This window comes from Staphylococcus pseudoxylosus, from assembly GCF_044794325.1.
GTDB classification, from domain to species: domain Bacteria; phylum Bacillota; class Bacilli; order Staphylococcales; family Staphylococcaceae; genus Staphylococcus; species Staphylococcus pseudoxylosus.
Genome location: NZ_CP085024.1, coordinates 612,727 through 638,766, shown reverse-complemented (window position 1 = coordinate 638,766; position 26,040 = coordinate 612,727). Strand labels below are relative to the sequence as shown.

The window sequence follows — 26,040 nt, the reverse complement described above, 5'->3', positions numbered from 1 at the left end:
CTTAAAAGTTATTTCAAAATAACAATTGTTATAAATGATATAAAATTATTTAAACTATGCAATGTGATAGAAACAGCTAAATTCATACCACTTTTGAGATAAACAAAGGCTAGACTTGCACCAATTATAATATAACTTCCTATTTCAAAAGGCGACGTAGCACCCATAACATGTACACTTGCGAAAAGAATCACTGACAGAACTGTAGCAAAACCATAGGTGATTTTTTTACCTAATTCATGAATAATTAAGTGTCTAAATAATAATTCTTCAATAAAAGAGGTTAAAATGACGATATCTATAAACAGCAATGGTAGCATCCAATTATTTTCAAACAATTCTTCTAGTAACATTTGATTCTGAGTTTCTCCATATTGAAGAGATTTAGGCAAAAAATCTGTCATCCATTCATATCCAGTAATTAATACTAATGAAACTATATAAGTCATCAAAATGACTAATATATAGTTTTGACCTTTCTTAAATCGCTCTATCGCAATCGGTAATAATCGATGATTCTTATGTATTAAATAAAAACTTAGCAAAATAATAATTTCCGAGATTACTGTACTTATAATCTTGTAATCATTACCTACTACTTCACTTTTAATATTAAATAAAAAGAAAACTCCAAATATTACAGCCAAGATAATTAAAGGTACAACTTGATTGAAGAGTATATAAAAAGGAATAAGCCAGAAATCTCTTTTCACAATATGCTTACTTTGCCATTTGTTGTTTTCTTGAAATAGTTTCGTTCTTTTTAGCATTGATTCGTCATCCATAAGACATCTTCCTTTATATTTATGTATTGTAAATATATCATGAATAAAATTACTTATATATGTTTTATAAAATTTTTCATAGTATTTCATTGTTTAGAACTTTAATATTAAGTAACTTTTTCTTTTTCAAGTCATTTTATTGTAAAATGATCATTTTGTTGTAACATATAGTTAAATGGGGGGATACTTTATGACAATATTAACCGTACTACAGTTTATTGTTAATATAATCATTGTTTTATTTCTAATAAGTGGTCTTATTATCGGTGCACTATTACTATTTAAAGATAAGCGTCAAAAACAACATAGCGTATTACGCAATTATCCTTTATTAGCTAGAATACGTTATTTTGGTGAGAAAATAGGCCCGGAATTACGTCAATATCTCTTTTTAGCAGATACTAAAGGTAAACCTTTTTCTAGAAATGATTTCACTCATATCGTTGTAGCAGGCAAATATAATTCCAGAATGACAAGTTTTGGTACTCAAAGAGATTATGAAGATGGCTTTTATATACAAAACACTATGTTTCCATTACAATCATCAGAATTACACATCGACCAATCACCTATGATATCTTCTTTTATTTATCAGATAGATAATGAGCGTCTATTTAATCGTGACGAGCATAGAATAAAAACAGAAATTGACCCTTACTATTTATCAGACGACAATCAAATTATACTCGGACCGGAGCTTGAACAACCTTTCAAACTTAAACGTTTGGTTGGTCAATCTGGTATGAGTTACGGTGCATTAGGTAGTCATGCTATTACTGCCCTTTCTAAAGGTTTAGGACAAGCTGGTACATGGATGAATACTGGTGAAGGTGGACTATCAAAACACCATCTGTCTGGTGATGTAGATATTATTTTTCAAATCGGACCTGGTCTATTCGGAGTACGTGATAAACAAGGTAATTTTGATACAGACGCCTTTACACATTTATCACAACATCCTCGTATTAAAGCTTTTGAAATCAAACTAGCTCAAGGCGCTAAAACAAGGGGCGGCCATATGCAAGGCAATAAAGTCACTGAAGAAATTGCAGAAATTCGTAAAGTTGAGCCATGGAAAACGATAAATTCACCTAATCGTTTTGAGCAAATCAATAATCCAACTGCATTACTTTCTTGGGTACATCAATTACAGCAACTGGGTCAAAAACCTGTTGGCTTTAAAATAGTCATCAGTAAAGTCTCAGAGGTAGAAGATCTGGTGCGCACAATGGTTGATACACAACAATATCCAAACTTTATAACAATAGATGGAGGAGAAGGTGGAACTGGTGCAACTTTCCAAGAATTAGAAGATGGTGTAGGTTTACCTCTTTTCACAGCACTGCCTATACTTACTTCTTTATTAGAAAAGTATGGCATTCGAGATCGTATTAAAATATTTGCTTCAGGCAAACTCATCACACCTGACAAGATTGCGATTGCACTTGGTTTAGGTGCAGATTTGATCAACATAGCTCGTGGCATGATGATTAGTGTAGGTTGTATTATGAGTCAACAATGTCATATGAACACTTGTCCAGTAGGTGTTGCCACAACAGATCCCAAAAGAGAAAAAGGCCTAATTATTGATGAGAAAAAATACCGTGTCACTAATTTTGTAACAAGTTTGCATGAAGGTTTATTTAATATCGCAGCTGCAGTTGGCGTTGAATCACCTACACAAATTTCTAAAGAGCATATTATTATTAAAAATAAAGATGGTAGTATTCAATCAATCCAAGACTATAAATTAAAATTGATAGAACACGTATAGAAAATCAAAAAATCACTATGACAATCATTCAATATTGTTGCCATAGTGCTTTTTATTTTATCTACTTAATTGGTTTATTTTGTCAGTAATCAATGTTTCTATTTCACTTTGTTTATCTTGTAATGGGTTGAACTCAAATTGAACTTCATTAATAAATACTGTTGGAATGCCTTTAATACCACGTTTAAATGTTTCTTCATTAATTGCTAGTGAACGTTCATCCGCTTCTTTGTTAGGCGTTAAGTTAAATGTTTGTGTCATTTTTTCTTCAATTGCAGTAAAGCTCTTCTTCCATTCATCTTGCGTATCGTATAAATCGCGTATAACTTCTATCGTTTCATTAACTTTTTGATAATCTAAATGTATATTTGCAACCGTTCCTTTTAATAAAGCTTGCTTAGTTTTATCAAAATGTTTGATTACATGTTGCACTTTACCTGCCTCAATAAATGGTTTTAGCGCCTTGTCTGCAGCTCTAAAATAGTTCTTACAATATGGACATGCAAAATTAATAAAAGATTCGACTTGAATTGGCGCTTTATTTGAACCCAATGTAAGATAATTAACTTTTGTCATTTTAACCCCTCCATTTTATCTAATATATTTATTGAAACACGATTGTTTGGTTATTGCACACTTTTAGTCTTAGTGAATTAGTAAGATTTATTTTTAGATTTATATCGTTCTTATCAATTTTTATTTAAATCAAATGACTATATGGTATTAATCTTAAAATGGTAAAATATATCTATAAATCAAACTTGGGAGGGTTAATATGAATCAATCAGTAGAACTATTAAAATCTTTAACTGATGTCGACGGCATCGCAGGCCATGAAATGAAAGTGAAAGCTTTAATGCATGATTATTTAAAACCTGTTAGTGATGAAATTGTAGAAGACAACCTCGGTGGTATTTTTGGTAAAAAATCCGCAACAAATGGTGACAAAACATTGATGGTTGCTGGGCATTTAGATGAGATTGGTTTCATCGTTACTAAAATTGATAATGATGGATTTTTAAAATTCACTCCAATTGGAGGTTGGTGGAATCAAGTCATGTTGTCACAAAAAGTTACTGTCACAACAGACAAAGGTAAGAAAATAAGAGGAATTATCGGTTCTAAACCACCACACGTACTATCACCTGAAGAGCGTAAAAAAACGATTGATATGAAAGAAATGTTTATAGATATTGGTGTTAAAAGTAAAAAAGAAGCCGAGCAATTCGGTATTGAAATTGGAAATATGATTACGCCATATAGTGAATTTGAAACATTAGCAAACAACAAATATTTAACTGCAAAAGCTTTTGATAATCGCTATGGATGCGCACTTGCCGTTGATGTATTACAACAATTAAAAAATGATACCATCGATGTCAATTTAGTCGCTGGTGCAAATGTTCAAGAAGAAGTTGGGCTACGTGGTGCTAAAGTTGCTGCTAATAAAATCAAACCTGACTTAGCAATTGCTGTTGACGTTGCAATTGCATATGATACACCAGGAATGTCTGGACAAGTTAGTGATACAGCTATTGGTAATGGACCTGTTGTCATTATTATGGATGCTTCTAATATCGGGCATGTTGGCTTTACTAAACATATTAAAGAGGTAGCTAAGAAACACAACATTTCTATTCAATTAGATACTACAGCTGGTGGCGGGACTGATGCTGGTAGCATACATGTTGCGAATGAAGGCATACCAACTGTTTCTATCGGTGTCGCATTACGTTATATGCATTCAAATGTATCTGTACTACACACAGATGATTACAAGAATTCAGTTGCACTGATAGCTGAAATTGTTAAATCTTTAAATGATGACGTCGTAGAAGAAATTATTTGGTAATCTTTCTAACATAACTTGAATTATTTTATTAAAGTAATTTTTATATGTTAATGATTATACACTATGTAAAAAGACACCATACAATTAGCATATCATCGGTACTTTAATCTATGACCAATATGTGCTTAAACAGTGAGGCTGAGACAAAGTAATTGTCTCAGCCTCGCTATTTTATATAATTATTTTATTCATTATTATAGATTGCTTATTTTATTTAGTCGTATTTTTCCAGCTATCGTCACTTAACATTTCACCAGGCCATGTATAAGCCATTACACCACCATCAATAGTAATCGTCTCGCCAGTAATAAATGAACTGTCGTCTGAAGCTAGGAACGCAACAAGTTTCCCAATTTCTTCAGGTGTTCCTAATCTACCTAAAGGTGTAACCCATTTTTGATTTTCTCTAAATGTTTTACCAGATGCTTCATCAGCAGTCCCGGTCAATTTATCGACAAGTGGCGTTTCAATAGTACCTGGTGCAATCGCATTCGCTCTAATATTTTCTCTCCCGTATTCTATAGCAGTGGAACGTGTAAAATTGATTACGCCACCTTTTGCCGCATTATAGCCTGAACGATTTAAATCTGCTGCTAAACCTGAGAATGACGCCGTGTTAATAATAGAACCGCCTTCATCCATCATTAATGGTAAGAAAAACTTAGTCATTAAAAACGTCCCTCTAAGATCGACGCCCATTATCTTATCGAAGACTTCTACAGGATATTCATGTATCCTACCAGCAGCATGATCAACACCCGCATTATTAAAAAGTACATCGATTGTTGAGCATTTTTCTTTAATAGCTTCTGCAAACCGTTCTACTGCATGTTCATCCGAAATATCAACAGTATAACCTGAGGCTTTATACCCTGCATTATTAATTTCTTTAACCGTATCATGTACTCTTTCTGAGATATCTACCGCTATAACATGAGCGCCCTCTTTAGCTAAAACATGTGCGGTAGCGGCACCAATACCTGTACTGACACCTGTTAATATAGCTACTTTATCTTCTAATCTTCCCATGATTACTCACGACTCCTTTTCTAAAATTGACTTTCCTTCTTAACACATCTCAATGATATACTTCCTTTTTTAATTACTTACAAAACTTCATTTATTAGTTCTTTTATATAAAAACGTTTACAACAATTGAAATTATTCAATCTCTAAGTTGTCAAAATTTTCATTTAATTATTAACTTTAATTTGTTATACTTTCGACAAGTTAATTGGGAGGTAAGGCTCATGTCATTAAATTCAAAAGAAAAACCAACGCTTATCAATAGATTTTTAAACATAGTAGAGAAAGTTGGGAACAGATTACCTGATCCTAGTATTTTATTTTTCTTAATGTGCTTAGGTCTCGCAGTATTAACTTGGATAATTTCATTTTTCCCTATCACAGTTAAACATCCTGGCACAGGTGACACCATAGCAATTAAAAGTATTTTAAGTAGTGATGGCTTATCAATGATATTGAATGATGCCGTTAAGAATTTTTCTGAATTCCCTGCACTAGGTCTTGTATTAGCAGTCATGCTTGGTATTGGTGTATCGGAAAAAACAGGTTATTTTGATAAATTGATGATACAAGTAGTACATAAAGCACCAAAGAAAATTATAATTCCTGTAATTATATTAGTCGGTATCTTAGGTAATGCTGCTGGTGATGCCGCTACTATCGTGTTACCACCACTTACTGCCATGGTGTTTATCAAATTAGGCTATCACCCTATTGCTGGATTAGCTATGGCTTATGCGTCAGCACTTGGTGGTTTCTCAGCTAATGTCATGATTGGTATGTCTGATGCTTTACTTTATGCTTTTACAGAACCTGCAGCAAAAATCGTTTCTGATAATGTACATGTAAATGTCGCAATGAATTGGTACTTTATAGCAGCTAGTATTATCGTTTTACTACCAGCTGTATATTGGGTAACAATGCGATTTGTCATTCCTAGACTCGGAACATATGATACATCCAACTCAGATATTAAAGTTGATGAAGAAAATACAGGATTAACACCTGAAGAAAATAAAGCCGTTTTTTGGGCAAACATAAGCTTCTTTGCAATGATTGCTTTACTCATTATTTTAGCAATACCACAAAATAGTTTTCTAAGAAATGCTAAAACAGGTAGCTTACTTAACGATGCACCGATTATTAATGGAGTCGGTTTGATTATTTTAGTCTTATTTTTAGTACCTGGTTTAGTATATGGCATTAAAATGAAAGTATTTCATAACTCTAAAGACTTAGGTAAAATGTTAGCTGATTCTATGGGTTCGATGGGTTCTTTTATTGTGATAGTTTTCTTTGCAGCGCAACTACTAGCATTCTTAGAGTGGAGTAATCTCGGTGTTATTGTTGCAGTTAAAGGGGCTTCATTACTCCAAGGGCAAAATGGCATTGTATTAATCTTAGGCATTATTTTATTGAGCGCACTCATTAACTTATTGATAGGTAGCGCATCCGCTAAATGGGGAATTTTGGCCCCTATTTTTATACCAATGTTAATGCTTGTTGGATTTCATCCTGCGTTTACACAAATGCTATATAGAATTGGTGATTCCATCAGTAATCCAATCACTCCGATGATGCCCTATTTACCACTGCTATTATCTTATGCGCAAAAATATGATAACAATATGAAATTAGGTTCTTTACTTTCAAGTCTAATGCCTTATACCATCGTTTTAAGTATTGTGTGGCCATTGTTTATGATCATTTGGTATTTATTAGGTTGGCCATTAGGTCCTGGCGGGCCATTAGATATGAAATAATATGTTGAAAATTACACACGTAATAGACAAATCCAGCAGTCAGTATATATATAGCTGACTAGTGGATTTGTCTTTTTTATATTGCACATTGTAATTTATACTATTTATTTTAAATTAATTTCTATTGAGCAGCATGGAAATAATTAGTAACAAATTATTATATTTAATGTAATATAAACTTAAGAAATGGGTAAACAAAATAGAGCAATATAAATTACCTCATCAATATTTTAGGAGGCATTATGGAACGCATAGGATTAATTGATATCGGATCAAATACCATTAGATTGGTTATTTTAGAATTTGATAAAAAGACAGGATTAAATGAATTATTAAATATTAAAACACCCGCAAGATTAAGCCAATATTTAACTGAAGATTTAGCAATGAACGATGAAGGTATTAAAGTATTAACTGAAACGTTAAGTAGCTTTAAAAAAGTAGCAGATAAATTCGAAGTTGATGCATTACATCCTGTAGCTACTGCAGCAATCAGGCAATCAACAAATAGAGATAAAATCCTCGAAAAAATAAAAAAAGAACTAAATATCAAAATTAAAATTATAAACGATCAAGAAGAAGCATTTTATGGTTTTTATGCAATTACACATACTACTGACATTAATGATGGTGTTTCTGTTGATATTGGTGGCGGCTCAACAGAAGTCACACTTTTTAAAGATAAGACACTAATAGAATCGCACAGTTTTCCTTTCGGTGTCGTTACTTTACAACGCAAATTTTTTGATGGTAAAGATCATAACGACAAATCTGCAATTAAAGATATGGAAAAATTCTTATCTAAACAATTTGACCAATTACCATGGATAAAAAATCAAGAAGTTGCACTCGTAGGTATTGGTGGTTCTGCTCGTAACGTAGCACGTATACACCAGTCTGAACACTCGTACCCTATCGGTGGCGTACACAACTATACAATGTCTGAAGATAATATTGAAGAAGTATATACAATCATTAAAAAGAGTTCACGCGAGGATTTAAAGGATATTGATGGATTAAGTAGAGACCGTGTAGATATCATACTGCCAGCCGTAGCAGTCTTTAACACTCTATTTAATAAAATAGATGCCACTCAATTTACATTCTCTCGAAAAGGTCTTCGTGAAGGATATGCCATGAATGTCATTGGCGAACGACACCCCGAAGAATTTAAGAAAAAAAATATTAGAACTGATGCCTTGTATCATTTAGCGAATGAATACGGTATCGAAGAAGCAAGCGCTAACCAACGCGTAAAATTAGCTCAATCACTCTTAGAACAATTAATTAAATTAGATAAAATTGAAGTTTCAGAAACAGAAAAATCTCTATTTGCTGAGGGCGCATACTTGTATTATCTAGGTAGATTTATTGATGCGGATTCTAGTTCACCACATACCTATTATATAATTGCCAATTCAATGATAGATGGCTTCAAACATGAAGATCGTGTCAAATTAGCGTTACTCGCAAGTTTTAAAAATAAATCACTATTAAAATTCTTTAGTCACGAAACAAAATGGCTTCGTGGTAAAGAACTAGATAACATTCAATATCTAGGAGGCATTATAAAATTCGTTAATGCACTCAATATTTCTCACACAAATGCTGTTGAGCGCTTAAATCTTAAACATGAGAACGGTGGTTATACCCTTTACGTTTATTATAATGGCGCGCCTATAGCCGAAGAATACCAAGCTCATAGACAAAAGAAACATATCGATAAAATCTTAAAGGAAAATATTTCTATAATCTTTACAAAATCTTAAAATTCTTATGATAAATTAAGTGTAGCAAAATATGTATCTAAGACTACTAATGAGGTGTAATAACAGTTATGCATAGAAATTTGGGAGAGAAGTATTTAAATTCACCACAGTATTATAATAATAGAGAGCTAAGTTGGTTAGATTTTAACTATCGTGTGTTACAAGAAGCACAAGATAAAAACAACCCATTATTAGAACAGCTTAACTTTGTTTCTATATTCAGCTCAAATTTAGATGAATTTTTTATGGTACGGGTAGCCGGTCTACAAGATCAAGTCAAAATGGGCTATGATAAACCAGAAAACAAAGCACAATTAACACCAAAGGAACAACTTGATCAGATTAAAATAAAAAACAAAATGAACGTTGATTTACAGTATGAAGTTTATAACGAATTAATCAATGATTTACGTCAGTATCAAGTAGAAATCGTAAAACCTCATCAGTTACCTGAAACACGCTTAGCACAACTTGAAACAGAATTCAAAGTTGGTATATTACCTACTTTGACACCGTTAGGTATCGATGCTTACCATCCATTTCCTAAATTAAATAATAAGAGTTTAAATATTTTTGTAAACATTGATACACCAGATGAAATTAATTCAGCTATTGTGCAAATTCCATCATTAATACCACGCTTTTATGCACTGAATGAAGGCGATAAACAATACATTATTATGGTTGAAGACATTATCACTTATTTTATAAATGATTTATTTACAGGGTTTAATGTCATAAATACATTTACCTTTAGAATTACAAGAAATGCAGATTTAACCATCCATGAAGATGGTGCAGAAGATTTATTAATTGAAATTGAGCGTTTCTTAAAAGAACGTAAACGTGGTACAGCTGTACGTTTAGAAGTAGATGGCAGAGATGCAACACATGAAGATATCGTATGGATTATGAATCAATTAGAAGTTCATGACAATGATGTTTATTTCTTAGATGGACCACTCGATTTAACTATGCTTTCAGATTTAGTCGGACATTTATCTAATAAATTAAAACACTTAAAATATAATAAATACGTCCCACAAATTCCACAATCTTTAGGTGATAATAATATTTTTGATCTATCCTTAAAAAGAGATATATTTTTCCACCATCCCTATGAATCTTTCGAGCCTATCGTAGACTTTATACGTGAAGCATCTGAAGATCCTGATACGATTGCCATTAAACAAACACTTTATCGTGTGAGCAAAGACTCACCTATTATTAATAGCTTGAAAAATGCTGCAGAAAACGGTAAACAAGTTACCGTACTTGTAGAATTAAAAGCGCGTTTCGACGAAGAAAACAATGTTCATTGGGCTAGAATGTTAGAAGACGCGGGTTGCCATGTTATTTATGGTATGACACATTTAAAAACACACAGTAAAATTTCGCTAGTAGTTAAACGTATTAATAATAAACTTACTTCTTTTGTTCATCTAGGAACTGGAAATTATAATGATAAGACCGCTAAGCTATATACTGATATGGGAATTATAACAACGAACAATGAAATTGCCGAAGATGCGATTAACTTTTTTAATTATCTAAGTGGCTATTCAATAAAACCAGTTTATAATAAATTGATTGTTGCGCCATTCGATATCCGTGATGTCTTTTTAGCTCGTATAGATAACGAAATTAAGACCCATCTAGAACACGGTAACGGGAAGATTATTATGAAGATGAATTCTTTAACCGATAAAGATATTATACTCAAATTATTCGAAGCTTCTTGTGCTGGTGTCAAAGTACAACTTATTATTCGTGGTATCTGTTGCTTAAAACCAGGAGTCCCTGGGATCAGTGAAAACATTGAAGTAGTGAGCATAGTCGGACGCTTTTTAGAACATTCTCGTATTTATTATTTCCATAACAATGGAGAAGATAAGATTTATCTCTCTTCTGCAGATGCGATGACGAGAAATATGATTAAGCGTGTAGAAATTCTATTCCCTGTTGAAGATAAGGCGATTGCAAGTCGTCTGTTAAATTATATGAATCTTCAACTTTCTGATAATCAAAAAGGACGTTACCAAGATCAAAATGGTGATTACCACTATATTGAAAATAATTTGTCACCATTAAATTCACAAGCTTATCTGATGAATGAAGCTATAAAATTTGGTCAATCTTTACAAGAAAAATCTGCACAACCTCGAGTTATTTCATCCAATAATCGCAAAGGTTGGTTTACTAAAATTCGAAAATCTTTTAAAAAATAAATTGCTATCCTATCGTTTAGCTTTTAAGTCACGTCTCTAAAGGTTTTACTTATTAGATTAGCAGATATTGCTCACGAGATAAGCTCATAAAAGTGGTATAGAAATCAAATTAAATCGTGATTTCTATGCCGCTTCTTTTTCTATTTGTTAACTGAAACTATTTTCACTCACATGGCTCACAATGTTTTCTCAGATACTTGATCATAAGTAAGTTTTTTATCCATCCTATCAATGTTATCCGAGTATATACACCGATGATTAAAAACACTTTGCTATAATATATATATGAGAATGAATTCGAACTGTAGGAGGATGACTATGACCACTCTCAATCAACTTAAACAAGCGTTTCCTTTAATTAATGAGTTACAAGACTATACACCTTTATTCTGGGAAAATCCAAATTTTCAAAAACCAGGATCATTCCCTTTTACTATAAACGATATCGAAGAAGCTGCCGCAAGATTAGATAGGTTTACCAACTATATTCGTATAGTTTTTCCTGAAACCGAGAAAAATGATGGTTTAATAGAATCACCTTTAAAGCATATTCCATTTATGCAAGACGCTTTAACGAAATCAGAATTTCAAACTGACATAGGAAAAATATGGCTTAAATGCGATAGCCACCTTGCTATATCTGGTTCTATCAAAGCACGTGGAGGGATTTATGAAGTACTGAAATTAGCAGAAACCATTGCAATAGAGCAAGGTGGCTTAAACTATAGTGATGACTACAGTATTTTAGCTGAACCAAAGTATCAAACACTCTTCAGTCAATATAATGTGGCTGTTGGTTCAACAGGTAACCTCGGTTTAAGTATCGGTATTATGAGCGCAAAACTTGGATTCAGTGTAACAGTCCATATGTCGAGTGACGCGCGCCAATGGAAAAAAGATTTATTGCGCGACCGTGGTGTAGAAGTGATTGAACATCAATCTGATTATCAATTTGCTGTTGCAGAAGGTAGGAAAGCAGCAGAACATGACCCTACCTGCCATTTTGTAGATGATGAAGGATCAGCCGATTTATTCTTAGGCTATGCCGTAGCAGCTTTAAGATTAAAATCACAAATTAGAGAACAAAACATACAAGTTGATGCTGAACATCCTCTCTTTGTATATCTACCATGTGGTGTTGGCGGTGGCCCTGGTGGTGTTGCTTTTGGTTTAAACCAAATTTTGGGAGAGCATGTTTATTGTGTGTTTGTTGAACCGACACATGCTCCGTGCATGTTACTAGGAATGATGACACAACTACATGATGAAATTGCTGTCACAGATATTGGTTTAGATGGTCGTACAGATGCTGACGGTTTAGCAGTATCACGCCCCTCTCGCCTCGTTGGTCAAATAATGAACAACTTACTTTACGCCGCATGTACTGTATCTGATAAGCAAATGTATCGATATTTATATACTTTGAGCCAAAAGGAACACATATTCATTGAACCTTCAGCAGCTTCTGGCTTTGCTGGTATAAAATCAGCAACTCAAACAGCAATTAATAATGGCATTGCTATAGAAAATGCGAACCATATTGTTTGGGCAACAGGTGGTAATATGGTGCCTAAAGATGAAATGCTTAAGTACGTAGATTATGGCAAGAACTTAGTGGAAAATAATAAATATTAATTTCACTCTTCGCTACAACAATATACAAAAATCACTCAAACAAAATAAACTACATGCTTAGTTAAATTTAATCTTGTTACTATCAAAACTTAGAATTGTATAGTGGGACAGCAATACATTTTTGGTAAAATCATTTTGTTATTTCGCCTAGTTAACGATGACTCAACATAATAAGTCCGAGACATCTATTTATGTCTCGGACTTTACTTTTATTTCTTATTAAAATGTATCATGTGTATATTTTGAGTTGGCTAAAAAGAACTCTATTCATTATTTTCAGAATATTTATTGAATTACAAAAACATCTATGTTAAAGTGTTCTTTATCAATTCACTTTAGTTCGGTAGAGAAACAAAGTAAACGTAAAGGATGGTTATACTATGAATGCTACAACACTTATTAAAAACAAAGAAATTGAACTCGCCTTTTTAAAGCATTTTCAACAAGCCGGATTTAAACTTGTCGATTTCAGCTTTATAGAATCTCTATCATGGCAAACACTTACAAAAGATGACCTTCAACAAATGACAGAGCGTAGTTTCTGGCAACATGACCATCATATCTTTGCGCTACGCAATGATTTTACTGATCAATTATTGCGTTATTATAGTAATTATCCGCGACAGTTAAGCAATGTAGCTTATTCAGGCCCTATTGTGCGTGATAATGAAGTCTATACTCAATTAGGTATAGAACACTACAACCCTACCATTACAGATATGCAAGAAGACTTTATGACTTTTTATGAGTTTATAAAAACCTCACTTAATGATGAGATAGATTTTGTTATTTTAGGACATTACCAGCTTATTGACTTACTTTTAACTACTAAAGAACAAACTGATGAGGTATTAAAACTCGTCCAAGAACGCAATATTTCAGAGCTTACTTCACAACTTGGTATCGCTCATCCAATCGTTCAATTATTAACTACTAAAACGACAGAACAACTGGATCTATTAAGTCAGCTCTTCCAACACGACCATCGTACTATACAAGCGTTAAGACGTTGGGAGCAGTGGTTCAAATCACTTGGTATTAGTGATATACATCTAGATATTACACCTCAGCCACCTCGTTCATATTACAAAGGTGCATTTATGAGATGTCATCTTAAAGAAAATAAATCTCAACAACTAACTGGTGGTTTTTACAAAGGTGATTTAGAAGGATTTGGACTCGGATTTATTTTATAAAAAAGGAGCGACACATATGCTTACAGTAGCTTTAGCCAAAGGAAGATTATTAAAAAGCTTTATTGCTTATTTAAATGAAATAAATGAACAATCATATGCACAAGCGTTAGAACAGAGAGAACGTCAATTATTAATTACTGTTGATTCTATCCAATTTGTATTAGTTAAAGGCAGTGATGTCCCTATCTATGTGGAACAAGGTGTAGCAGATGTAGGTATTGTCGGAAGTGATGTACTGGAGGAAAGTAATTATACAATCAATAACCTTCTAGATTTACCTTTTGGCAATTGTCACTTTGCTTTAGCCTCTAAACCAGAAACAACTCATTTCACTAAAGTTGCTACTTCATATATGAAAACAGCACGTAAATATTTTGAATCGCAAGGACTTGATGTAGAGCTTGTAAAATTATCTGGTTCTATCGAGTTAGCTTGTTTAGTTGATATGGTAGATGGCATCGTTGATATCGTCCAAACCGGTACAACATTAAAATCTAACGGGTTAGTCGAAAAAGATATCATTAAGCATATAAATGCAAAACTTATTACCAACAAGCAATCATACTTTAAAAAATCAACGGAAATTGACGATTTAATTCAAACTTTGGAGGTATCACTCATTGATTATAAATAAAGAGACATTTTTAAATGACTATTTAGATCAGTCCTCTTTAAATGAGGATTTGTATCCCCTAGTTAAAACAATTTGTGAAAGAGTTAAATTGGAAGGTGATCAAGCACTCAAAGCCTACAATAAAGAGTTAGACAAAGTAGATACACCTCAATTAGCAATTCCATTCTCAGAGTTAGAAGCAGCCTTCCACCGGTTAGACAATAACTTGCGAGAAGCTTTACAACACAGCCACGCACGCATTGAGACTTATCAAAAATCTATCAAATGGACAGGTCAACAAGGTTCTACTGAATGTTATGAAATGTATCATCCTATAGAACGTGTCGGTGTTTATGTACCTGGTGGCAAAGCGAGCTACCCTTCAACTGTATTAATGACTGCAACGCTTGCGAAAGTTGCTGGCGTCGAAAACATTACTGTTGTAACACCACCGCAAACAGATGGCCTACCTGATATCGTTTTGGCCGCATGTTATATTGCTGGGGTTGATGATGTATTTCAAGTCGGTGGCGCGCAAAGTATAGCTGCACTTGCTTATGGAACTGAGACAATACCTAAAGTAGATAAAATTGTCGGTCCAGGCAATCAATATGTTGCCTATGCGAAAAAATATCTCTTTGGACAGGTGGGTATAGATCAAATTGCAGGACCAAGTGAAATTGCTTTAATCATTGATAATACTGCTGATTTAGATGCGATTACATATGATGTATTTGCGCAAGCTGAGCATGATGAATTAGCACGTACATTTGTTATTAGTGAAGATGAGGAACTGCTACAACAACTCGAACAAAAGATTCAACAAACACTCACTAACATTGAACGTCAATCTATCGTAAAGGCAAGTTTAGCTAATCACCATTTCTTGATTGCAGTTGATGATTTCACAGAAGCTTGTGATTTAATGAATCAAATCGCACCTGAGCATGCATCAATCCAAACCGCTTCACCACGAGACTATTTAAATCATGTACGCTATGTAGGAGCTCTATTTTTAGGTCATTATTCACCAGAAGTCATAGGTGATTATGTTGCTGGACCAAGCCATGTATTACCTACGAATCAAACAGCAAGATTTACGAACGGTTTATCAGTAAATGACTTTTTAACGCGTCACTCGGTCATAGATTTGTCTCAAGATACTTTCAATCAAATTGAAAAGCCCGCTCGTGAGCTTGCTCATATTGAACAACTATATAACCATGAACAATCTATTGAAATTAGAACAACAAAGGAGTCATATTGATGATAAGAATTAACAAAAATGAAAGCCCACTTCGTCCTTTAACAGATTCACAACTAGCTACAATAATACAAGAAGCATCATTTAACTTTTATCCAGATGATGAATACGAACGCTTTAAAGCAGCTTATGCAAATTATTATGGCTATACTGCTGAACAAGTCATAGCTGGTAATGGATCTGATGAACTGATTCAAAAGTTAATGTTAATCATGCCAGAGGGTCCGGCATTAACACTTAATCCAGACTTTTTCATGTACCAGGCTTATGCCGCTCAAGTAAATCGTCCTATTGAATTTGTGGAAGCTGAGGACGATTTAACATTTAACCTTGAACAGATTTTACAACGGATTGAGGAAGTGCAGCCAGCATTTTTTATAATGAGCAATCCCCATAATCCATCGGGCAAACAATACGGTACTACATTTTTAAAAGCTATAGCTGACAAGATGAACAATATTGGTGGTTATTTCGTAATAGACGAAGCATACCTGGATTTCGGTGAAGCTTACAACTTTGATATGCAACCGCATGTACTACAAATGCGTACCTTATCAAAAGCGTTCGGTATCGCTGGCTTAAGATTAGGTGTTCTAATTGGTACACCTGAGACAATTCAGCATATACAAAGTATTGAGCATCCCTATCCACTAAACACGCTTACGTTACACATTGCTTTGTATATGTTTGAACATCCTGATAAAACCAAACAATTCATAGATCATCAACGCCATTTAGCACTGAGATTAAGAAACTTATTTAGCGACTATGTTGCAGATATTATGGTCGTATTTCCGTCATATACTAATTTCGTACTTACTAAAGGAATGGAAGCACAAAACTTAGGACAATATATTCAATCACATGGTTTTTTACCTAGATTGTATGATGAGCCAGAAATGAATGACTATGTGCGTTACTCCATTGCGACAGATTCACAATTGGATGACTTAGAAGAAATTATTAAAACTTGGAGGTCTCAATATGATTTATCAAAAAACACGTAACACTGCTGAAACACAATTATCTATCTCACTTGCAGACGACAATCGTCCAAGCAAAATCAACACTGGCGTGGGTTTTCTAGATCATATGTTGACCCTCTTCACCTTTCATAGCAACTTATCTATTACTATTGACGCAAATGGCGATACAGAAGTAGACGATCACCACGTCACAGAAGATATTGGTATTGTTTTAGGGCAATTGTTGTTAGAAATGACCCGAGAAAGAAAATCCTTTCAACGTTATGGCGTAAGTTATATCCCTATGGATGAAACATTAGCACGTACTGTCGTAGATATTAGCGGGCGTCCTTTCCTTTCATTTAATGCACATTTAAGCCGTGAAAAGGTAGGCACGTTTGATACGGAATTAGTAGAAGAATTCTTCCGTGCATTAGTCATTAATGCACGCTTAACAACGCATATTGATTTAATACGTGGTGGCAATACCCACCATGAGATAGAAGGAATCTTCAAATCTTTTGCGCGTGCACTTAAAGAATCTCTATCAATCAATGATATGGAAGGCACACCATCATCTAAGGGTGTGATAGAATGATTGCCATTATTGATTACGGTTTAGGAAACATTAAAAATATACAACGTGCAATCAACCATCTTGGTTATGAATCTAAATTAACAGATGATCCAAAAGATATTGAAGCTGCTGATATGCTTATTTTACCTGGTGTCGGCCACTTTAAAGATGCCATGCAAGCTATTCAATCACGAGGTTTGGTGGAGATTTTGCAATCTGTTACAAACAAACCTATGATTGGTATTTGTCTTGGTATGCAGCTGCTATATGAGTGGAGTGCTGAAGGCGAAGTATCTGGTTTAAAACTAATTCCAGGTCAAATCATACCGATTGAAACGCCCTATCCAGTACCTCACTTAGGTTGGAACAACCTAATTAGTAATCAACCAACACTTTCTCAAGATGTTTATTTTGTACATTCTTACCAGGCAGAAATGTCAGCATATGTTGTAGCATTTGCCGAATATGGCACACAAGTCCCTGCAATTGTACAATTTAAAAATTATATAGGCATCCAATTCCACCCTGAAAAGAGTGGCGATGATGGCTTAGCAATACTTAATCAAGCACTGAAAGGTGGATTCCTAAATGATCAAACTATGGCCAGCCATTGATTTAATCAATGCAACAAGCGTACGTCTTACTGAGGGTAAATATGATTCAGAAGAAAAAATGTCACGTAGCGCTGAAGAAAGCATTCAATTTTATAATCAATACAATTGTGTAGATCGTATTCATATAGTAGATTTAATCGGTGCTAAACAACAGTCATCTATTGAACAAGACTATATTAAAGACTTACGTGATCTAACTGATAAACCTATAGAAGTTGGTGGTGGTATTCGAAGTCTAAAAACCATTGAAGCATATTTTAAAGATGGTATTGATTATTGTATTATCGGTACCAAAGGCATTCAAAACTTAGAATGGTTAGCCGAAATGGCGCACCAATATCCTAATCGTTTATACCTTTCAGTAGATGCCTATAGACGAGAAGTAAAAATAAATGGTTGGGAACAAGATGCTGAACTAGATTTATTTGAGCTAATTGAAAAAATTGAGTCATTACCAATTGGCGGTGTCATCTACACAGATATTTCAAAAGATGGACGACTAGAAGGACCTAATTTTGAAATTACTGGACAACTAGTCAACGCAACTCAAAAACCTGTGGTTGCTTCTGGCGGTATCCGTCATCAACAAGATTTAAAAAAATTAGAATCACTTGGCGTCTCAGCAGCTATCGTAGGTAAAGCTGCACATAACCCTACTTTTTGGGAGGGCTTATCATGATTAAAAAGAGAATCATTCCTTGTTTGGATGTTAAAGATGGACGCGTCGTTAAAGGCATACAATTTAAAGGATTAAGAGATATTGGTAATCCAGTCGAATATGCACTGTATTATAACGAGCAAGGCGCCGATGAATTAGTTTTTTTAGATATTTCACGTACAGAAGCGGGTCATGACCTAGTGTTGGATGTTATTGAAGAAACTGCAGATAAACTATTTATACCATTAACTGTCGGTGGCGGCATATCAACTATTGATGATATTTCTCAACTCTTAAATCATGGTGCTGACAAAGTATCATTGAATTCAAGCGCACTTAAAAACCCTTCATTTATTAAAGAAGCCAGTGAAAAATTTGGTAGTCAATGTATATGTATCGCTATAGATAGTAATTATGATAGTGAATTAAATGACTATTTTTGCTATACGCATGGTGGCAAGCAACGAACAGACAAACGTGTTTATGATTGGGTTCAAGAAGTTGAGGCTTTAGGCGCCGGTGAGTTACTTATCACAAGTATGACGCATGACGGCATGAAACAAGGATTCGATGTTAATCATTTACATGAAATCGAACAACTTGTAAATATTCCAGTTATAGCTAGTGGAGGCGGTGGCAATCCAGAACATTTCGTTAATTTATTTAAGCAAACTGATGTTTCTGCTGGTCTGGCCGCAAGTATTTTACATGATAAAGAAACAACGGTAGATGAAATTAAAAAAACAATGTCCCAAGGAGGTATCCCAGTGAGATGAATACACCACAACCTGATTTTAGCAAAGGGCTGTTACCAGCTATATTGCAAGATGTGAATACAAAACAAGTGCTAATGCTCGGTTATATGAATGAAGCAGCTTATCAACAAACACTCACAAGTGGCGTTGTTTGTTTTTATTCACGTTCCAAAGATCGTTTATGGACAAAAGGAGAAACATCTGGAAATACTCAAATCATAAAGGATATCCATTTAGATTGCGACCAAGACACACTCCTTATCGATGTCATACCAAATGGGCCAACATGCCATACAGGTAGTCAAAGTTGCTTTAATACTCCTATACCTTTCAACGTGCAACAACTAGAACAGACCGTAACTACTAGTGCCAAATCTAATAAAGAAAACTCCTATACGCAATATTTATTGAATGAAGGACTAGAAAAAATCACGAAAAAATTCGGTGAAGAATCATTTGAAGTTGTCATAGGTGCAATGAAAAATGATCGCGAAGAAGTAACGAATGAAACTGCTGATTTAATGTATCATCTATTTGTGTTATTACACGCCTTAGATATAAAATTTGACGACGTTGAACAAGTTCTCGCTCAACGTCATCAAACCGATAATAATTTCAAAGGAGAACGCACAGATATTAATCATTGGTAATAATGTCTTAAATAAAAAGACGAGATGAATGAGGAACAAAAATCTATTTTTAATAAGATTTCTGTAAACCATACGCATCTCGTCTTTTTTATTTGTCTTTCAACAACTCTTTTTTAAATAACTTGGCTTGTTTTTCTACAGAAATTAAATCTGCATATATTGCTTCATCCATATCATAATAAATTACGTTACCATTTTGTACAGCTTGGTTATTTTTCCAAGTGTCTGATTTTACGAAATCATTATTAGGTTTCTGCCCTTCTTTTGTAGGGAGTAATAAATAATCTCCTGAATAATCATTAAATTTTTCTTTGGGAACTTTCATAAATTTCTCTTTTGGCATAGCTTTTTTGGCTTCGGGATCCTCTTTTAAATTAAATCCTTCATAGATCGCTTCACTGCCCCTACCAAATCTAGGGCCGAATTGATATATATCTTTGGCTTGAATATCCATGATTGAAAAAGTTTTATCTTCACCAATTGCTTTTTTAATTTCTTTACCATCTTTTGCTAGTTTGGATGCTAATTCATTAGCTTGCTCTTTAGCTTTTGCTTCTTTATTTACTAGCTTACCTATTTCTATATGTGTATCTTTATAATTCATATTCTGCACCTTAATTGGAACAGTTGGTGCTATTTTTTCTAATTTTTTGTTATTTTTATTTTCTTTATATGTAATGATTAAATCGGGTTTTAATTTTGCTGCTGCTTCCACATCTTCCGGGTCTATCTTCTTAATTTTGCCCATATCTAAATATTTTGAATCAGGAAAAACACTCGTTATTGCAATCGGTTTAATACCTAATTTTTTAAAATTGCCATAATTAGCTGTTAAATCAAGTACTCTCTTAGGCTTTTTAGGAATTTGGACTTTACTACCTTCACTTGTTGTATATGTTTTCGTCTTGGTCTCTTCTTTTGAAGTTGCATCTTTAGACTCAGTGTTATTACCACAAGCTGCTAAAAATAATAATAAACACAACATGAAATATAATAATTTCTTCAAAATATTAACCCCTTCCATAGTATTGTACTTCCATTCTAATCGAAAACTATTATCAATTGCAATATAATAATATAGAATTTTTAATTAATTATAGTGTTACAATTTTCAACCTTACAAATTATTATAGTCGTTTTATTTTTACACTTTTGATATTATCAATTACAAAAGGAGTTGTTATTATGGAAAAACACTTTATAGGAATTGATCATGTTCAAGTTGCAGCACCTGCAAATCAAGAAGATTTAGCTAGAGTATTTTATGCTAAAAAATTAGGTTTTAAAGAAATACCTAAACCAGATAACCTTGCACAAAAAGGTGGTGTTTGGTTTCAAATCGGTCAACAACAGCTTCATATTGGTATTGAAAATAATTTTAGCCCAGCCAAAAAAGCACACCCAGCTTTTGCAGTACACAACGCAACAGAAGTAAGAAAAAACCTTGAATTACAGGAAGTAGAAATTGTATACGGAGATGAAATTGAAGGTGCTGATCGCTTTTATATTTACGACCCATTTGGCAATAGGCTTGAAATTATAGAATGGCTGTAAATCGACTCTATACAAAGAGCCACTCTCTAAAGAGCCACTTCTTTATTTATAAAGTTAGTGGCTCTTACACATGAGTTCCTACTTAGGTGTTTCTCTTTTGAGAGTTAGTGGACTTATGCATGAGCGCTAGCTCAGGTAATCTGTATTGAGTTATCGAGACTTACACATTGGACTTATTCAGATGGATTTTCAATTATGGCGAGGGGGCTATGTAACAGTTCATCACAAGCATATAGCTTATCATCATAAACAGATGTCACTCAAAAAGAAAGATGTCGCCCATTTCCTCATAATTGTTATAACTGCTTATTTTTTCAAATCCTAACGATTGCGCAGTCATAATAGAAGGAAAGTTGTCTTTTTTTGTGCGCACAAGTATTTGATGGTTCACTTGTATGTCGTTTTTCACATACGCTATGATTGCTAAACATGCTTCTTTGGTAAAACCTTTTCGTGTATACTCTGGATTCAATCGATAAGCCAAATTAAGGTATGTTTCACCTAACATTGTTTTATATGCCAAGCCACACATACCAACCATTTGACCGGTTGCTTTTTCTATCATTAATGCGTAACCAAAACGGTATTTAAACCAATGTTCAATCCATGACTTAAGCATCTCTCCTGTTTCTTCTATACTTTGATGAGGTCCTGCTGGATTATAAATGTTTGTTCTCGGATCTGAATGTAACCCATGTAAGTCAGTTAAGTATTCTTGAGAAGGTCTTACTAAATATAATCTCTCTGTTTCAATAATAAAGTTTGTCTCCATAATATAATCTGTCTCCATATTTTACCCCACCTTAGTTTAATATCTGCAACTGCTATACATTATAATTCCATGTACATTAAATCTTCATCATAATAACTATTACCATCAAATAGCGCTTTAGGTTCAGTTCCGTACCACTTAAATCCTAGTTGTTCATATAATGCAATAGCGCTTTTATTTTCGGATATTACGCATAGTCCAATTATTTTCACAAAGCCTAGTTGATTTACCTCGTTAATTAATTTTTTAATCAACAAACTAGCAATACCTTGTCGTCTATATGATGGATCACAGTATATCGACACTAAGTTGCCTTTATGCTTCACTTTTTCTAAGGGTTCACTATAAAAAGTACCTATACAAACTAATGTGGTATCGTCAAACGCACCCATTGTAAATTGAGTTTCTGAAGATATGATTCGGGATTTAAACTTATCTAGCGGGAATCCTACCTCACGTTTATAAGTAGATGCAAAACCTTTCGGGTCAGTTTGCAACGATTTCAAACGCAACTTGCGATATTGTTTCACATCGCTTTCAATTAATCGTCTATAGTACATTAATTATCACTTCTTTCATACAAAGAGGTACAAAAATATAAATTTTAAGAGTGAGATAAAAATCAACATTTATAATTTGATTTTCAACTCACTCCCATATGATTAACAGATAACAAAGTACATCCTATATAAAACAACACTTACCTGTGATATTTTACACTGGTCTTACGGTAACTTCATTGATATTGACATGACTAGGTTGTTGTAACGCATAAATGACAGCTTCAGCAATATCTTGCGGATCTAACTTTTTACGAGAACCCCAATCAGTGTTACTGCTCAGTGGTGTGTCTACCATACCAGGTGAAATACTTGTGACTCTTACACCTGTTTTAGCTAATTCTTTTTCTAATCCTTGTGTAATAGTATGTACCGCCGCTTTAGATGCGCTATATAAGGTACTTTGTTTTGTCACTTCAAAACCAGAAATAGAAGCAATATTTATAATATGTCCTGTAGATTGATTTAAAAACATTGGTAAAACGGCATTAATACCATATAAAGTGCCTTTGACGTTGACATCAATCATATTTTCCCATGCTTCAACATCACCATCTGTAATTGCAGAAGAAAGCATTAAACCAGCACTATTCACTAATATATCTACATGACCAAATTTATTTTCAGTCTCTTTTACTAATTTAGCTACTTCGTCTTTTTGCGTAACATCTACAATATGTGTGTCAATTTCAGACTGACTATTTTCTTGAAGTTGCTTCGCTACATCAGATAAACGTGCTTCATTACGTCCTGTTAATACTACTTTAACGCCATGTTGTGATAATATTTCGGCAATACTTGCGCCGATACCACTACTCGCACCTGTAACAATTGCAACTTTATCTTTTAACTTACTCATCAATATCTTCCTTTCTACTTCAATTTAACTATGTATAAGGTCATTTCCCTATTTTCACTTATTTTATCATGTTAATTTATTTTTTATTAAATTTTTGAATTATAACAATTATTCATTATCTATACTTCCGTTTAATGTGGGTATATAATGGGTGTATATCAATTTAATAACGTTTGTTAAAAGGGGGATTAAATTTGAACTTTGATGAAAGAATCAATCATTTACATGCATCTATGGCCAAAGATAATTTTGAATTTCGTTTTGAAGCTTTGTTTGAACAAGAAGAATGGATTCAAATGTCTTTAAACCAGCGCAATCAATTGGAACGTGAATTCCGTAGCTACGTGGAACAACATGATCACTTACGTATACCTTATGCTTCACAAGACCACATTCGCATGCGTATGTATAATTCTGTTTATGACTTTAATTCGGTTAAACATAATTTTAAGGCATATATCTAAGATTAGCCATTCAATAGGTTTTCGTTTAAATTAATGTAGAAAAAGCCTACACTACTGTAAAAACAGTATGTGTAGGCTTTTCTTAATACTGGGGGTGAGGGTGTTTAAATAAATCATGAAAGTTTCACTGGGGAGAAAAACTTACACGAAGTTAATAGGTTTTATTGTAAGCGCATATTAAAAACACTATTAAACTTCAATTCACATCGATGTATACAGTGTATTATTGGTTAACTAATAGCTCTTTCTTTAAACCATAGTTGTAAATTTTCTCTGCATCAATGTAAGCTATATAGTCAATACTTCTGTATCCATCTTTAATGTCATTAATAATACCTTGGTTTACACCTGTATGTGTGTAAATTTCATAACTACTTTCGTTTGAAAAAATAACTGCTTCAATTACTTTTCTCATAATTAATCACTCCGTAGTTTTTCTATTAAGAAGCTTTGTTTATCTTCTACACCTTTATCATAATCCATGTTCTAACAAATTAAAAGCATTTTGTGATTATTTTCACAAATTTATCACTTTTATTCTTTTTCCTTATTCTATTAAAGTCTTATATTTGACATTTCTCTTCGCCTCTCAAACATGATCATTATCAAATACTTTACAAAAGTTGGCCTTTAGTTTCTAGGACTATGTGCTATGCTTTTTTTAGCTATTGCCTCATATAAACCATTTAAATATGTTGCACCTAATGCTCGATCGTATAAACCATATCCTGCTTTACCTGTTTCTCCCCAAATCATACGTCCATGATCTGGTCTGATTGGTCCCTCGTATCCAAAATCATGTAACGCCTTTATAACTTCATACATATCGATAGAACCTGCTTCTGATAAATGTGCAGCTTCTTGGAATGACTTATTCCCAACTAATTTCACATTACGTGCATGGACAAAATGAACCCGTCCTTTTTGACCAAAATATGCTAACATTTCTGGAAAATTATTTTGCTCATCCGAACCCAAGGAACCTGAACACATAGTCAAACCATTATACTTAGACGAATGTAAGCGAATAAACCTTTCTAGATTTTCTCTATTTGTAATAATTCTGGGTAATCCAAATATCCCCCAAGGTGGATCGTCTGGATGTATAGCCATCAGTACATCCGCTTCTTCTGCAACAGGTATTACTTTGTTAATAAAGTAACTTAAATTCTCCCATAACTTTTCTTCATCAATTGTTTTGTAATCTGCAAAGAGTGTAGCTAATTCTTCTTTCGTATAGCTTGAATCCCAACCTGGTAAAGAGAGTTCGCCTTTTAGTGGATCCATTTTAGCAATTTCTTCTTCATCATATATGAGTGCTGTTGAACCGTCCGCTAACGGAAAATCTAACTGTGAGCGCGTCCAATCAAATATTGGCATAAAGTTATAGCACACTACTTTAATACCTACTTGGCCTAAATGACGTAACGTTTGGCAATAATTTTCAATATATTTATCACGCGTCGCCTTCCCTAATTTGATATCTTCATGTACAGGTACACTCTCAATGACCGACAGCTCTAAATTAGCATTTTCAATTTCTGATTTTAACTCTTGGATTTTATCTAATGGCCACACTTCGCCTACTGGTATATCATAAATTGCACTGACAATACCTTTCATACCTGGTATTTGCTTGATATATTCTAAGCTGATGGGGTCATCCTTACCATACCATCTAAATGTCATTTCCATTCCAAATGACAC

Annotated in this window: 26 protein-coding genes; 17 read left to right on the top strand and 9 right to left on the bottom strand. The window is 33.7% G+C overall.

Annotated elements, in window-relative coordinates:
- Nucleotides 1-8: 8 nt before the first annotated feature.
- Nucleotides 9-785: a type II CAAX endopeptidase family protein gene (locus LG295_RS02815; protein ID WP_318832650.1), complete on the bottom strand. Its 777-nt coding sequence runs from the start codon at nt 783-785 to the stop codon at nt 9-11.
- 190 nt (nt 786-975) lie between these two features.
- Here LG295_RS02815 and LG295_RS02810 point away from each other — a divergent pair, with 190 nt between their 5' ends.
- Nucleotides 976-2,559 (top strand): FMN-binding glutamate synthase family protein, encoded by a 1,584-nt coding sequence (locus LG295_RS02810; protein ID WP_325999381.1) that lies wholly within the window; start codon nt 976-978, stop codon nt 2,557-2,559.
- A 57-nt stretch (nt 2,560-2,616) separates the two neighbouring features.
- On the opposite strand, the gene LG295_RS02805 is transcribed toward LG295_RS02810, so the two are convergent.
- On the bottom strand, nt 2,617-3,135 hold the full coding sequence (locus LG295_RS02805; protein WP_107531489.1) for a thioredoxin domain-containing protein: 519 nt from the start codon (nt 3,133-3,135) through the stop codon (nt 2,617-2,619).
- A gap of 199 nt (nt 3,136-3,334) precedes the next feature.
- Between LG295_RS02805 and LG295_RS02800 the strand changes: the two genes are divergently transcribed.
- Nucleotides 3,335-4,411, top strand: a complete 1,077-nt coding sequence (locus tag LG295_RS02800; RefSeq protein WP_107531488.1) for a M42 family metallopeptidase — start codon at nt 3,335-3,337, stop codon at nt 4,409-4,411.
- Between the two features lie 210 nt (nt 4,412-4,621).
- Here LG295_RS02800 and LG295_RS02795 read toward each other — a convergent pair whose 3' ends face one another.
- Nucleotides 4,622-5,440, bottom strand: coding sequence for an SDR family oxidoreductase (locus tag LG295_RS02795; RefSeq protein WP_107531487.1), 819 nt, complete (start codon nt 5,438-5,440; stop codon nt 4,622-4,624).
- Between the two features lie 221 nt (nt 5,441-5,661).
- Between LG295_RS02795 and LG295_RS02790 the strand changes: the two genes are divergently transcribed.
- The 13 genes from LG295_RS02790 to hisIE all read left to right on the top strand — a co-directional run bounded on the left by LG295_RS02790 (nt 5,662) and on the right by hisIE (nt 20,124).
- Nucleotides 5,662-7,200 (top strand): AbgT family transporter, encoded by a 1,539-nt coding sequence (locus tag LG295_RS02790; RefSeq protein WP_107531486.1) that lies wholly within the window; start codon nt 5,662-5,664, stop codon nt 7,198-7,200.
- Nucleotides 7,201-7,439: 239 nt separating this feature from the next.
- Nucleotides 7,440-8,969: an exopolyphosphatase gene (ppx, locus tag LG295_RS02785; RefSeq protein WP_326019826.1), complete on the top strand. Its 1,530-nt coding sequence runs from the start codon at nt 7,440-7,442 to the stop codon at nt 8,967-8,969.
- Between the two features lie 68 nt (nt 8,970-9,037).
- Complete coding sequence (locus tag LG295_RS02780) at nt 9,038-11,197, top strand: RNA degradosome polyphosphate kinase (protein ID WP_318832647.1); 2,160 nt, start codon at nt 9,038-9,040, stop codon at nt 11,195-11,197.
- A 318-nt stretch (nt 11,198-11,515) separates the two neighbouring features.
- A complete protein-coding gene (locus LG295_RS02775; protein WP_404476349.1) occupies nt 11,516-12,832 on the top strand; it encodes a D-serine ammonia-lyase in 1,317 nt (438 codons plus the stop codon).
- 380 nt (nt 12,833-13,212) lie between these two features.
- The gene (locus tag LG295_RS02770; protein ID WP_107531482.1) at nt 13,213-14,028 is read left to right on the top strand and encodes an ATP phosphoribosyltransferase regulatory subunit; all 816 of its coding nucleotides are present in this window, start codon (nt 13,213-13,215) and stop codon (nt 14,026-14,028) included.
- A gap of 16 nt (nt 14,029-14,044) precedes the next feature.
- Nucleotides 14,045-14,662, top strand: coding sequence for an ATP phosphoribosyltransferase (hisG, locus tag LG295_RS02765; protein WP_107531481.1), 618 nt, complete (start codon nt 14,045-14,047; stop codon nt 14,660-14,662).
- Nucleotides 14,652-15,908: a histidinol dehydrogenase gene (gene hisD / locus LG295_RS02760; protein WP_318833027.1), complete on the top strand. Its 1,257-nt coding sequence runs from the start codon at nt 14,652-14,654 to the stop codon at nt 15,906-15,908. The genes hisG and hisD overlap by 11 nt, the downstream gene beginning before the upstream one ends.
- Complete coding sequence (locus tag LG295_RS02755; protein ID WP_107531479.1) at nt 15,908-16,912, top strand: histidinol-phosphate transaminase; 1,005 nt, start codon at nt 15,908-15,910, stop codon at nt 16,910-16,912. The genes hisD and LG295_RS02755 overlap by 1 nt, the downstream gene beginning before the upstream one ends.
- On the top strand, nt 16,890-17,468 hold the full coding sequence (gene hisB / locus LG295_RS02750; protein WP_318832645.1) for an imidazoleglycerol-phosphate dehydratase HisB: 579 nt from the start codon (nt 16,890-16,892) through the stop codon (nt 17,466-17,468). The genes LG295_RS02755 and hisB overlap by 23 nt, the downstream gene beginning before the upstream one ends.
- Complete coding sequence (hisH, locus tag LG295_RS02745) at nt 17,465-18,061, top strand: imidazole glycerol phosphate synthase subunit HisH (protein ID WP_107557625.1); 597 nt, start codon at nt 17,465-17,467, stop codon at nt 18,059-18,061. The genes hisB and hisH overlap by 4 nt, the downstream gene beginning before the upstream one ends.
- Complete coding sequence (gene hisA, locus LG295_RS02740; RefSeq protein WP_107531476.1) at nt 18,036-18,740, top strand: 1-(5-phosphoribosyl)-5-((5-phosphoribosylamino)methylideneamino)imidazole-4-carboxamide isomerase; 705 nt, start codon at nt 18,036-18,038, stop codon at nt 18,738-18,740. Before hisH ends, hisA begins: the two co-directional genes overlap by 26 nt.
- Nucleotides 18,737-19,495 carry an imidazole glycerol phosphate synthase subunit HisF gene (gene hisF / locus LG295_RS02735; protein ID WP_107531475.1) on the top strand — a complete coding sequence of 253 codons (759 nt, stop codon included), beginning with the start codon at nt 18,737-18,739 and terminating at the stop codon, nt 19,493-19,495. Before hisA ends, hisF begins: the two co-directional genes overlap by 4 nt.
- Nucleotides 19,492-20,124 (top strand): bifunctional phosphoribosyl-AMP cyclohydrolase/phosphoribosyl-ATP diphosphatase HisIE, encoded by a 633-nt coding sequence (gene hisIE / locus LG295_RS02730; RefSeq protein WP_107531474.1) that lies wholly within the window; start codon nt 19,492-19,494, stop codon nt 20,122-20,124. Before hisF ends, hisIE begins: the two co-directional genes overlap by 4 nt.
- Nucleotides 20,125-20,212: 88 nt before the next feature.
- Here the strand turns inward: hisIE and LG295_RS02725 are convergent, their stop codons facing one another.
- Complete coding sequence (locus LG295_RS02725) at nt 20,213-21,130, bottom strand: ABC transporter substrate-binding protein (RefSeq protein WP_318832644.1); 918 nt, start codon at nt 21,128-21,130, stop codon at nt 20,213-20,215.
- 179 nt (nt 21,131-21,309) lie between these two features.
- Here LG295_RS02725 and LG295_RS02720 point away from each other — a divergent pair, with 179 nt between their 5' ends.
- Entirely contained in the window at nt 21,310-21,678 is a 369-nt protein-coding gene (locus LG295_RS02720; RefSeq protein WP_107530237.1) for a VOC family protein, read from the top strand.
- Between the two features lie 256 nt (nt 21,679-21,934).
- On the opposite strand, the gene LG295_RS02715 is transcribed toward LG295_RS02720, so the two are convergent.
- The 3 genes from LG295_RS02715 to LG295_RS02705 all read right to left on the bottom strand — a co-directional run bounded on the left by LG295_RS02715 (nt 21,935) and on the right by LG295_RS02705 (nt 23,869).
- Nucleotides 21,935-22,468, bottom strand: coding sequence for a GNAT family N-acetyltransferase (locus LG295_RS02715; RefSeq protein WP_107530235.1), 534 nt, complete (start codon nt 22,466-22,468; stop codon nt 21,935-21,937).
- Between the two features lie 41 nt (nt 22,469-22,509).
- The gene (locus tag LG295_RS02710) at nt 22,510-23,010 is read right to left on the bottom strand and encodes a GNAT family N-acetyltransferase (RefSeq protein WP_107530233.1); all 501 of its coding nucleotides are present in this window, start codon (nt 23,008-23,010) and stop codon (nt 22,510-22,512) included.
- A 154-nt stretch (nt 23,011-23,164) separates the two neighbouring features.
- Complete coding sequence (locus LG295_RS02705) at nt 23,165-23,869, bottom strand: SDR family oxidoreductase (protein ID WP_318832643.1); 705 nt, start codon at nt 23,867-23,869, stop codon at nt 23,165-23,167.
- Between the two features lie 194 nt (nt 23,870-24,063).
- Here LG295_RS02705 and LG295_RS02700 point away from each other — a divergent pair, with 194 nt between their 5' ends.
- Nucleotides 24,064-24,333, top strand: coding sequence for a DUF1413 domain-containing protein (locus LG295_RS02700; RefSeq protein WP_107530229.1), 270 nt, complete (start codon nt 24,064-24,066; stop codon nt 24,331-24,333).
- A gap of 223 nt (nt 24,334-24,556) precedes the next feature.
- On the opposite strand, the gene LG295_RS02695 is transcribed toward LG295_RS02700, so the two are convergent.
- Both LG295_RS02695 and uxuA read right to left on the bottom strand, forming a co-directional pair.
- On the bottom strand, nt 24,557-24,748 hold the full coding sequence (locus LG295_RS02695) for a hypothetical protein (RefSeq protein WP_029378284.1): 192 nt from the start codon (nt 24,746-24,748) through the stop codon (nt 24,557-24,559).
- 215 nt (nt 24,749-24,963) lie between these two features.
- The gene (uxuA, locus tag LG295_RS02690; RefSeq protein ID WP_318832642.1) at nt 24,964-26,028 is read right to left on the bottom strand and encodes a mannonate dehydratase; all 1,065 of its coding nucleotides are present in this window, start codon (nt 26,026-26,028) and stop codon (nt 24,964-24,966) included.
- Nucleotides 26,029-26,040: the final 12 nt, after the last annotated feature.

Excerpts from the sequence above, each read along its gene's own strand:
- LG295_RS02815 (WP_318832650.1), bottom strand. The coding sequence starts at position 785 with ATGGATGACGAATCAATGCTAAAAAGAACGAAACTATTTCAAGAAAAC.
- LG295_RS02810 (WP_325999381.1), top strand. The coding sequence starts at position 976 with ATGACAATATTAACCGTACTACAGTTTATTGTTAATATAATCATTGTT.
- LG295_RS02805 (WP_107531489.1), bottom strand. The coding sequence starts at position 3,135 with ATGACAAAAGTTAATTATCTTACATTGGGTTCAAATAAAGCGCCAATT.
- LG295_RS02800 (WP_107531488.1), top strand. The coding sequence starts at position 3,335 with ATGAATCAATCAGTAGAACTATTAAAATCTTTAACTGATGTCGACGGC.
- LG295_RS02795 (WP_107531487.1), bottom strand. The coding sequence starts at position 5,440 with ATGGGAAGATTAGAAGATAAAGTAGCTATATTAACAGGTGTCAGTACA.
- LG295_RS02790 (WP_107531486.1), top strand. The coding sequence starts at position 5,662 with ATGTCATTAAATTCAAAAGAAAAACCAACGCTTATCAATAGATTTTTA.
- LG295_RS02780 (WP_318832647.1), top strand. The coding sequence starts at position 9,038 with ATGCATAGAAATTTGGGAGAGAAGTATTTAAATTCACCACAGTATTAT.
- LG295_RS02775 (WP_404476349.1), top strand. The coding sequence starts at position 11,516 with ATGACCACTCTCAATCAACTTAAACAAGCGTTTCCTTTAATTAATGAG.
- LG295_RS02770 (WP_107531482.1), top strand. The coding sequence starts at position 13,213 with ATGAATGCTACAACACTTATTAAAAACAAAGAAATTGAACTCGCCTTT.
- hisG (WP_107531481.1), top strand. The coding sequence starts at position 14,045 with ATGCTTACAGTAGCTTTAGCCAAAGGAAGATTATTAAAAAGCTTTATT.
- LG295_RS02755 (WP_107531479.1), top strand. The coding sequence starts at position 15,908 with ATGATAAGAATTAACAAAAATGAAAGCCCACTTCGTCCTTTAACAGAT.
- hisB (WP_318832645.1), top strand. The coding sequence starts at position 16,890 with ATGATTTATCAAAAAACACGTAACACTGCTGAAACACAATTATCTATC.
- hisH (WP_107557625.1), top strand. The coding sequence starts at position 17,465 with ATGATTGCCATTATTGATTACGGTTTAGGAAACATTAAAAATATACAA.
- hisA (WP_107531476.1), top strand. The coding sequence starts at position 18,036 with ATGATCAAACTATGGCCAGCCATTGATTTAATCAATGCAACAAGCGTA.
- hisF (WP_107531475.1), top strand. The coding sequence starts at position 18,737 with ATGATTAAAAAGAGAATCATTCCTTGTTTGGATGTTAAAGATGGACGC.
- hisIE (WP_107531474.1), top strand. The coding sequence starts at position 19,492 with ATGAATACACCACAACCTGATTTTAGCAAAGGGCTGTTACCAGCTATA.
- LG295_RS02720 (WP_107530237.1), top strand. The coding sequence starts at position 21,310 with ATGGAAAAACACTTTATAGGAATTGATCATGTTCAAGTTGCAGCACCT.
- LG295_RS02715 (WP_107530235.1), bottom strand. The coding sequence starts at position 22,468 with ATGGAGACAGATTATATTATGGAGACAAACTTTATTATTGAAACAGAG.
- LG295_RS02710 (WP_107530233.1), bottom strand. The coding sequence starts at position 23,010 with ATGTACTATAGACGATTAATTGAAAGCGATGTGAAACAATATCGCAAG.
- LG295_RS02705 (WP_318832643.1), bottom strand. The coding sequence starts at position 23,869 with ATGAGTAAGTTAAAAGATAAAGTTGCAATTGTTACAGGTGCGAGTAGT.
- LG295_RS02695 (WP_029378284.1), bottom strand. The coding sequence starts at position 24,748 with ATGAGAAAAGTAATTGAAGCAGTTATTTTTTCAAACGAAAGTAGTTAT.
- uxuA (WP_318832642.1), bottom strand. The coding sequence starts at position 26,028 with ATGGAAATGACATTTAGATGGTATGGTAAGGATGACCCCATCAGCTTA.